This window comes from Mycobacterium simiae (genome assembly GCF_008370645.1).
Taxonomy (GTDB): domain Bacteria; phylum Actinomycetota; class Actinomycetes; order Mycobacteriales; family Mycobacteriaceae; genus Mycobacterium; species Mycobacterium simiae_A.
Window position 1 is genome coordinate 1 of record NZ_VTZN01000361.1, and the last position, 1,893, is coordinate 1,893.

The following is a 1,893-nucleotide window of genomic DNA, read 5'->3' on the forward strand; positions in this document are numbered from 1 at the left end:
TTTTCCTCATAAGTTTTGCAATGTCTTCAGCATCACATTTCGGAGCGGGTGGAGGGGTTGTTGTGGTAGTTGTTGTCGGATTATCCGCTGGGAAGATATTGCCGACGCCGGCCATTGCGGTCGTAACTCTGGCAGCGATTTGTTGATCCAGCGCAACCAGTTGCATGGCGCGTTGGCGGATGTCGGCAGCAAATGCTTGAGCTTGGGCTTGCCTGGCAGCTCGCACCGCAGATGAGCCGCCCGCGGAGCGGTCGGTGACGGAGAGATTTTCACCGATATCGAATCCGGCGTCGCGGGCGTCTTCAACCGCGTACCGCACCCGCGACCTGGCCGCATACAAATCGGACGCCGCGCCGCGCGCGACCTTGGCCGCCTCATGCAATTGGTCGACTAACTCGCCGACCTTTTTGTGGTCGGCGTAGGTCCGAGTGCGCAGCGCCTCCGCTCCATTGCCCTTCCAGTCGACCGAAAGGCTGTCTCGCCAGTTCTGGCTGAAGATTTCATACCAACGATTACCGGTAGTCACCCAATAATCAGCCGCCTGGGTGAGATGCTCTGTGGGCCAGGACAAGAGCTGCGACAAACTGGGAAAAGACCCACCTGCGGCCGCCATCGCTACCACCCTCTTAACGGATCTGCTACCGCAGCCAGCTCGGCCGCCGAGGTGGCCTCATTGTTGATATAGCTGGCGTCGCCAGCGGCGACTTTGGCTGCACTGGCCTGCACCCGACCGGTGAGCGACTCCGCAGCAATAGCGAGGGCGGCATGCCCGGTATTCACAGCCGCCACGGAAGGCTGACACGACGACTCAATCAGCGGCGGCGGGCTGGCGTCCAGCTCGGAAGCCCGCGCGTGCCACCGGACAGCCATCGCCCGCACGCTTCCCACACCGACGACCAGCGAGTCCATGCAGAGGAGCATAGGGCGTATCCGAACTTAATGTGTGCAACCACTTCTGCGGTGGAGTCCGGACGATCCCGATCCCGAAGTGCGAGAGCGCAGCCGGACGCGATCGCGCTCCTTGCCGCGGTGATGAGCGATTCTCCCTGGCACTGGACTTGAATTGCGCGGACGTCCATCCCGAAATCACGGCGTCGATGCAGCACCGCAGCTGCCATCAGCGACAAGCACTGGAGTTCACGCAGACGGCAGCAGGAATAGCCTTACTGACGTGACGACCTACTACCCGCCAGCGGAGCAACGGACACCACCATATCCCGCCTACCCCTCAGCCCGCCCCCGCACCTGGCCGGCAGTAGCGCTATCGGTCGTTGCCGCCCTACTCGGTGCTGCAGCTTTGATTGTGGCATTGACCCGCCCTACAACGAGCAGAACAACCGCAAGCACGGCAACGTCCGCGCCGCAAACGTACACCGCTGCTGAAGTCGCAGCAGCGCACCAGAAGTTGTGTGAGGTGTACAAGCTTGCGGCACGTGCGGTCCAAGTGCAAACCAATGGCGACAACCCAGCGCTGGCAAACATTTCTACAGTCAATGGGGCGATGCTGCTCCAACAAGCAGTGAATACAGCACCGGCGCTAGAGTCCGGCGATCGAGACGCTGCGCTTGCGCTGGCCGCGGCTTACAGCAACAGCACGGCCGCAGCGGGCATCGCGACGGGACGTGAAGACCCAGTTTGGCGATCAGCGGCAGACGATGTCATCACGAAAGACGCGCGTATGAAGGCCGTGTGCGGTGGTGGCTGACCTGCCGCCCGGCAAGTGGTCGCCGTTGTTAGTGGGAGCCTGGTGGCCCTCGCGACCTGACGCACCTGCGACCGGAGTCGCCTATTGGCGAAATGCGGGAGAGTTGAAGAGCGGCGAGGCGAACGACCTGCACAATCAACGATCCCGATTGGCGGACATCGGGGGCGCACCGCCAGCGATTTGCTGGA

3 protein-coding genes and 1 pseudogene are annotated in these 1,893 nt (G+C 62.2%); 2 read left to right on the forward strand and 2 right to left on the reverse strand.

The window, feature by feature from the left end:
• Together F0Q45_RS25765 and F0Q45_RS25770 are read right to left on the reverse strand one after the other, a co-directional pair.
• On the reverse strand, positions 1–613 hold a 613-nt coding region (locus tag F0Q45_RS25765), incomplete at its 3' end, for a hypothetical protein (protein WP_149656558.1).
• 2 nt (positions 614–615) lie between these two features.
• A complete protein-coding gene (locus F0Q45_RS25770; protein WP_149656559.1) occupies positions 616–909 on the reverse strand; it encodes a hypothetical protein in 294 nt (97 codons plus the stop codon).
• Positions 910–1,171: 262 nt separating this feature from the next.
• Here F0Q45_RS25770 and F0Q45_RS25775 point away from each other — a divergent pair, with 262 nt between their 5' ends.
• Both F0Q45_RS25775 and F0Q45_RS29760 read left to right on the forward strand, forming a co-directional pair.
• On the forward strand, positions 1,172–1,705 hold the full coding sequence (locus tag F0Q45_RS25775) for a hypothetical protein (RefSeq protein WP_149656560.1): 534 nt from the start codon (positions 1,172–1,174) through the stop codon (positions 1,703–1,705).
• Positions 1,695–1,893, forward strand: a pseudogene (locus F0Q45_RS29760) (hypothetical protein); the annotation flags it as partial. The gene F0Q45_RS25775 and the pseudogene F0Q45_RS29760, both read left to right, overlap by 11 nt.

Excerpts from the sequence above, each read along its gene's own strand:
- F0Q45_RS25770 (WP_149656559.1), bottom strand. The coding sequence starts at position 909 with ATGGACTCGCTGGTCGTCGGTGTGGGAAGCGTGCGGGCGATGGCTGTC.